4 protein-coding genes are annotated in these 7,184 nt (G+C 62.7%); 3 read left to right on the top strand and 1 reads right to left on the bottom strand.

All coding sequences use genetic code 11. From position 1 onward, the window contains the following. Positions 1-184: 184 nt before the first annotated feature. Positions 185-658 (top strand): hypothetical protein, encoded by a 474-nt coding sequence (locus C6W88_RS21440; protein WP_146164682.1) that lies wholly within the window; start codon positions 185-187, stop codon positions 656-658. Between the two features lie 458 nt (positions 659-1,116). On the opposite strand, the gene nfuA is transcribed toward C6W88_RS21440, so the two are convergent. Beyond that, complete coding sequence (gene nfuA / locus C6W88_RS17685) at positions 1,117-1,707, bottom strand: Fe-S biogenesis protein NfuA (protein ID WP_045992189.1); 591 nt, start codon at positions 1,705-1,707, stop codon at positions 1,117-1,119. A 320-nt stretch (positions 1,708-2,027) separates the two neighbouring features. On the opposite strand from nfuA, the gene metH reads away from it, so the two are divergent. Further along, positions 2,028-5,729: a methionine synthase gene (gene metH, locus C6W88_RS17675; protein ID WP_108133418.1), complete on the top strand. Its 3,702-nt coding sequence runs from the start codon at positions 2,028-2,030 to the stop codon at positions 5,727-5,729. Continuing rightward, positions 5,729-7,144: an MATE family efflux transporter gene (locus tag C6W88_RS17670; protein WP_181248657.1), complete on the top strand. Its 1,416-nt coding sequence runs from the start codon at positions 5,729-5,731 to the stop codon at positions 7,142-7,144. The genes metH and C6W88_RS17670 overlap by 1 nt, the downstream gene beginning before the upstream one ends. Positions 7,145-7,184 lie beyond the last annotated feature (40 nt).

The raw sequence follows: 7,184 nt of genomic DNA, 5'->3' as shown, positions 1-7,184 counted from the left end.
CGGCCAGACCCTGGCCTGGCTGCGCTATGGCTCCGGCCATGTCCACGCCATGACCCTGGACCAGCGCCAGCTGATGGCCTTCGAGCGCGACGACCTGCATCGCGAAGTGCGCCGTCACCAGGGCAGCTCGGCATGGTGCGGTTGATGCATTCAGGCACACAGTACCTACCACAAAAGGAATCCTATGAATAATAACGATGAATTTCATCAGACAGTGTCCGTAATTATTGACTTACCTAGGGTGTACTCCCCTGGTGAGTCAAACAGAATCCTTAAGACCGCCGGAGCAAACTTAAATTATGACACTTATAGTTTTTATCGGAAAGAGAAAGCCCCTGCGTGGCAATCTGAAACAATCATACAGCTAAAGCTTTTTCTTTCCGGAAAACTTGTGGACGCACAAGATCCGATCGACAAAATTGAACTTGAATACCCACTGGCAACATTAGACTCTAAATATATAGGACAACTTGGTGCTCTAGTCGATGAAATCTCTAGCATATTTGGTGGTGCTTCAACTTTGTGTGGGAATAAAGTTTCTGGAAAAGATGTAATAGCACATTGCGACAAATTATCTTCAGAGCTAATGGAGTCATGGGGAGAAGAACCTGGAAGCAAACATCTTAGAATAATGATTGAATCCATGTATTCAGGGTAAGTGGCTTTCTCAAACTCTTGGATGCAGAAAACATCCGGCTCTTCGATGCTGGATGTGGAGTTCGCCATATAAAGTTTCGGGAGGTCACGCCCCTACCAACCAGCACTATCGACTCTTCACAACGACAAGCGGCAAGGGCGAGCCGACCGAACGCCGTGCCCCCATGGTCCAGCTCTTATTATTTATATTCGAGCTACCACTACGACCGCCTGCTGCGGCTCTCGGCGCTAACCAACCAGAACAGCGACCGCCGGCAGTTCCGCTATGACTTCCGTGGATGGCTGATCGCAGACACCGGCTCGACAGGGGGGGGTGCCTGTCGCTCCCCAACCAGTCTCGCGCGCCCCTACCCCTAATGGTTTACCCAAACACCACAACGCCGCTCCATGGAGCGGCGTTGTTGATTCACCTTTGATCCTGAGGGCGGAACCTCAGTGCGCCAGTCGGCCGGTTGAACGTCAACGGTAGTAGGCGTTGGTGGTGTCGGTGTGGTCGGTGACGTCGCGGATGCCGGCGAGTTCCGGGATGCGCTCCATCAGCGTCTTCTCGACGCCTTCCTTGAGGGTCAGGTCCACCGCGGCGCAGCCCTGACAGCCGCCGCCGAAGGCCAGCACCGCCACCTGGTCGTCGGTCAGCTGCATCAGCTTGATCTCGCCACCGTGGGCCGCCAGGCCCGGGTTGATCTCGCTGTAGAGGATGTAGTTGATGCGATCCTCGAGCGGGCTGTCGGCGTTGACCTTGGGCATCTTGGCGTTGGGCGCCTTGATGGTCAGCTGGCCGCCCATGCGGTCGGCGTTGAAGTCGACCACCGCCTCTTCCAGGAACGGAATGCTGTTGGCGTCGAGATAGACGGCGATCTTGGAAAGCTCCAGGCGCTCGTCGCTGGGCTCTTCCTCGCCCGGCCGGCAGTACGCCAGGCAGGTCTCGGCGTAGGGCGTGCCCGGCTGGGTGATGAAGATCCGCACCGCGATACCTTCGACGTTCTGCTTCTCGAGCAGCTCCGCCAGGTAGTCCTGTGCGCTGTCGGTGATCTGGATATTCTCGCTCATGGGTCTCTCGCTAGTTCGCCCCGCCTGACAGCGGGCGCTGTGGCCCCGCGGGTTTGGTCAGGACCATGGTAAGCGACACCTGCGTCAGACTCAATCCCGAGTATTTTACTCGGATTTTGGTTTCCGCCTTCGCAGGTACGCTGCCCCTGCCGCCAGGCCCGGTGCTTTGGTACCATATGGCCCCTTCGACCGACTCCCGAGACATCGCCGTGTATTCCGGCATGCACATGGGGGTCCTGCCGCGTGGACACAAGCGCTGGCCCATAAAAATTTTATCGTTCGTCGACCTGACAAGCGTCTAGCTGGAGACACACCCGCCCATGGCCGTAGCAGCACCGACCCCTCAGACAGCCCGCCTCATCGATAGCCTGAAAGACCGCATTCTGATGCTGGATGGCGGCATGGGCACGATGTTGCAGAATGCGGCCTTGAGCGAGGAAGACTTCCGCGGCGAGCGCTTCAAGGACTGGCCGTCGGATCTCAAGGGCAACAACGATCTGCTGGCCCTGACCTGCCCGGACCTGGTGGCGCGCATCCATCGCGACTATCTGCTGGCCGGTGCCGACATCCTCGAGACCAATACCTTCAACTCCACCCGCCTGTCACAGTCGGACTACGGCATGGAGGAGCTGGTCCCGGAGCTCAATCGCGAAGCCGCTCGGCTGGCCCGCCAGGTATGCGACGACGTCGGCGAAGAGACCGGGGTGCCCCGCTACGTGGCCGGGGTGCTTGGCCCTACCTCGCGCACCGCCTCGCTGTCGCCGGACGTCAATGACCCGGCCAAGCGCAACGTGACCTTCGATGCCCTGCGTGACAACTACCGCGAGGCAGCCCTGGCACTGATCGAAGGCGGCTCCGATCTGATCATGATCGAGACCATCTTCGACACCCTGAACGCCAAGGCGGCGATCTACGCCCTCGAAGAGATCTTCGACGAGACCGGCGAGCGCCTGCCGGTAATGATCTCGGGCACCATTACCGACGCCTCCGGGCGCACCCTGTCGGGCCAGACCACCGAGGCCTTCTGGAATTCGGTGCGCCACGCCCAGCCGCTGACCGTGGGCCTCAACTGTGCCCTCGGCGCAGAGGAGCTGCGCCCCTACGTCGAGGAGCTGTCGACCAAGGCCGACACCTTCGTCTCGGCTCACCCCAACGCGGGCCTGCCCAACGAGTTCGGCGAGTACGACCAGACCCCCGAGGAGATGGCCGAGATCGTCGCCGAATTCGCGCGCAGTGGCCTGGTCAACATCATCGGTGGCTGCTGTGGCTCCACACCCGAGCATATCGCCGCCATCCACCGCGCGATCAAGGATCTGCCCCCGCGCCAGATTCCGGACCGCAGCAGAGCCTGCCGTCTGTCCGGCCTTGAGCCGTTCAACATCGAGCACGATTCGCTGTTCGTCAACGTCGGTGAGCGTACCAACGTCACAGGCTCTGCTCGCTTCAAGCGACTGATCAAGGAAGAGGACTACACCACCGCCCTGGAGGTGGCGCTCGAGCAGGTCGAGAACGGCGCCCAGGTGATCGACATCAACATGGACGAGGGGATGCTCGAGTCCCAGGAAGCCATGGTGCGCTTTCTCAATCTGATCGCCGGTGAGCCGGACATCGCTCGGGTGCCGATCATGGTCGACTCCTCCAAGTGGGAGATCATCGAGGCCGGCCTCAAGTGCATCCAGGGCAAGGCGGTGGTCAACTCGATCTCGCTCAAGGAAGGCGAAGAGGCCTTCCGCCACCAGGCCACCGAGTGCCGCCGTCATGGCGCTGCCGTGGTGGTGATGGCGTTCGACGAGTCCGGCCAGGCGGACACCTTCGCGCGCAAGACCGAAATCTGCCAGCGCGCCTACCGGGTGCTGGTGGACGATATCGGCTTCCCCGCCGAAGACATCATCTTCGACCCCAACATCTTTGCCATCGCCACCGGCATCGACGAGCACAACAACTACGCGGTGGACTTCATCGAGGCCACCCGCTGGATTCGCGAACACCTGCCCCACGCCATGGTGTCGGGTGGCGTCTCCAACGTGTCCTTCTCGTTTCGCGGCAACAATCCAGTGCGCGAGGCGATCCACTCGGTATTTCTCTACCACGCGATTCGCGCAGGGCTCACCATGGGCATCGTCAACGCCGGCCAGCTGGCGGTCTATGACGACCTGCCGGAAGAGCTGCGCGAAGCCGTCGAGGATGTGGTGCTCAATCGCCGTGATGACAGCACCGAGCGGCTGCTCGATATCGCCGACAAGTACAAGGGCGACGGCTCCGGCGGTGAGAAGAAGGAGGACCTCGAGTGGCGTAGCTGGGAGGTCGAGAAGCGCATCGAGCATGCTCTGGTCAAGGGCATCACCGCCTACATCGAGGATGACACCGAACTGGCCCGCCAGCGCGCGACCCGCCCCATCGAGGTGATCGAGGGGCCGCTGATGGATGGCATGAACGTGGTCGGCGACCTGTTCGGTGCCGGCAAGATGTTCCTGCCCCAGGTGGTCAAGTCGGCGCGGGTGATGAAGCAGGCGGTGGCCTACCTGATCCCCTACATCGAGGCGGAAAAGAGCGAAGACACCCAGGCCAAGGGCAAGATCGTCATGGCCACGGTCAAGGGAGACGTCCACGACATCGGCAAGAACATCGTCGGCGTGGTGCTCCAGTGCAACAACTACGAGGTGATCGACCTCGGCGTGATGGTGCCCGCCGACAAGATCCTCAAGACCGCCCGGGAAGAGAACGCCGACATCATCGGCCTGTCGGGACTGATCACCCCCTCGCTTGACGAGATGGTCCACGTGGCCAAGGAGATGCAGCGCCAGGGCTTCGAGCTGCCGCTGCTGATCGGCGGCGCCACCACCTCCAAGGCGCACACCGCGGTCAAGATCGAACCCCAGTACGAGCAGCCGGTGATCTATGTGACCGACGCCTCACGTGCCGTGGGCGTGGCCGGCAAGCTGCTGTCACCGGGGCTGAAAGAGGCCTACGTCAACGAGATCCGGGAAGAGTACGTCAAGGTCCGCGAGCGCAACGCCAAGCGCCGCCCCAAGGCCGCTGACCTGTCCTACGCCGATGCCCGGGCGCGCAAGCCGGCGCTGGACTGGCAGGGCTATACCCCGCCGGCGCCGACCTTTACCGGTCTCAAGGTGTTCGAGGACTACGACCTCAACGAACTGGTCGATCGTATCGACTGGACGCCCTTCTTCATGAGCTGGGAGCTGGTCGGCAAGTATCCGAAGATCCTCGACGACAAGGTGGTCGGCGAAGCCGCACGCCAACTGTTCGACGAGGCCCAGGTGATGCTGCGCAAGTTGATCGACGAACGCCTGATCCAGGCGCGCGGGGTCATCGGCCTGTGGCCCGCCAACAGCGTCGATGATGACGTCATCGAAGTCTATTCAGACGAGACCCGCGGCGAGGTGATCGAGCGTCTGCACCATATTCGCCAGCAGACCACCAAGAACCGAGAGGGAGTCTGCTACAGCCTGGCCGACTTCATTGCCCCGAAGGACAGCGGCAAGCCGGACTGGATCGGTGGCTTCGCGGTCACCGCCGGTCACGGCGTCGAGGAGCTGTCTGCGGCCTACAAGGCCAAGGGCGACGACTACAACGCCATCATGGTGCAGGCGCTGGCCGATCGCCTGGCCGAGGCCTTCGCCGAACTGATCCATGAGCGGGTGCGCAAGGAGTTCTGGGCCTACGTACCCGAGGAACAGCTCGACAACGAGGCGTTGATTGCCGAGAAGTACCAGGGCATCCGCCCTGCCCCCGGCTACCCCGCCTGCCCTGACCACACCGAGAAGGCGACGCTGTTCCGCATGCTCGACGCCGAGGCCAGCACCGGACTCGAACTGACCGAGAGCTTTGCCATGTGGCCGGCGGCGGCGGTGTCCGGCTGGTACTTCTCCCACCCGCAGTCGAAGTACTTTGCCACCGGCAAGATTACCCGGGATCAGGTCGAGGCCCTGGCCAGTCGCAAGGGCATGGAGCTGGACGTCATGGAACGCTGGCTGTCGCCGGTACTGTCCTACGACGCCTGATGCGTTCCCTGCAACAACAGGCCCTGCTGCCCGACCTGACGCGCTGGCGTCTGATCCTGCGCCTGGCGCTGCCGATCATGGCCGGCATGTTGAGCCAGAGCCTGATGAACCTGGTCGATGCCGCCCTGGTGGGCCGGCTCGGCGAGACCGAGCTGGCCGCCGCCGGCATCGGCGGCTACGCCATGTTCATGGTCACCGCCTGCCTGTTCGGGCTGTCGTCGGGGGTTCAGGCCCAGGTAGCGCGGCGCCATGGCGAACGCCATCAGACGCCCGTTGCCTCGGCGGCCGCCGACCTTGGCGTTGAGCTGCGCCACGATCCACGCGGGGAGCCGCTGGCGGCGGGACTTACCCTGGCCGTCATGATCGGCCTGCCGTTGATGGTTCTGTGTCTGTGGCAGGCCGGTCCGATCATGGCCTGGCTCAACGACGATCCGCGGGTGACGTCGATGGCGGTGGACTACTTTCGCTGGCGTCTGATCGCGCTGCTGCCGGTGGCGATGATCTTCTGCTACCGAGGCTACTGGAACGGCATCCAGCAGACCGGCCTGTACCTGCGGATCATGCTGGTAATGCATCTGGTCAACCTGCTGGCCAGCATCGGCCTGATCTTCGGCTACTGGGGCCTGCCCGCCATGGGCGTCAGCGGTGCCGGGCTCGGCAGCAGCCTGTCGCTGTTTGCCGGTGTCGCCATCTGGGCCTGGTTGAGCCATACGCCTGGCCATCGCGGCCCTCGTCACAGGCCGTGTCATTCGCCTTGGCGACTCGGCGGCAGCACCATGGCCACCACCCTGAAGCTGGCCACGCCGCACTCCTTTCAGCAGCTCTGGTTCGCCGCCGGCTACGCCGTGCTGTTCTGGATCCTCGGTCAGGTCGACACCGCCAGCGTGGCGGTGGGCCATGTGCTGGTCAACTTATCGCTGTTGCTGATTCTGCCCGGCGTGGGCCTGGGCATGGCGGCGATGAGCCTGGTCGGCGAGGCGCTGGGGCGCGAGTCGCCGGAAAGGGCCCACCGCTGGGGCTGGGAGGTGGTGCACATGGCCTGGTTGCTGCTCGCTGCCCTGTCCCTGCCCATGGCGTTGATGCCGGAAGCCGTGCTGGGCCTGTTTCTACATGACCCCGAACTGATCGCCCTGGGCGTCGATCCGCTGCGCCTGACCGCGCTGATGATCGTGCTCGACGCCGCCGCCCTGGTGTTCACCCAGGCATTGCTCGGCGCCGGCGCCAACCGTACGGTGATGCAGCTGACCTTGACCGGTCAGTGGCTGGTCTTCCTGCCGCTGGCCTGGTGGTTCGGCGTGCATGAAGGCTTCGGCCTGGCCGGCATCTGGTGGTGTCAGCTAGGCTACCGCGCGCTCAACTCACTGTGCTTTGCGGTGATCTGGCAACGCCGCCGCTGGCAGAGTCTGAAGGTGTAGCGCCCCGCACGACGCCTATCAACACCTTTTAATTACCTTT

This window comes from Halomonas litopenaei (genome assembly GCF_003045775.1).
Taxonomy (GTDB): domain Bacteria; phylum Pseudomonadota; class Gammaproteobacteria; order Pseudomonadales; family Halomonadaceae; genus Halomonas; species Halomonas litopenaei.
This window is presented reverse-complemented; position numbering and strand designations above follow the sequence as displayed.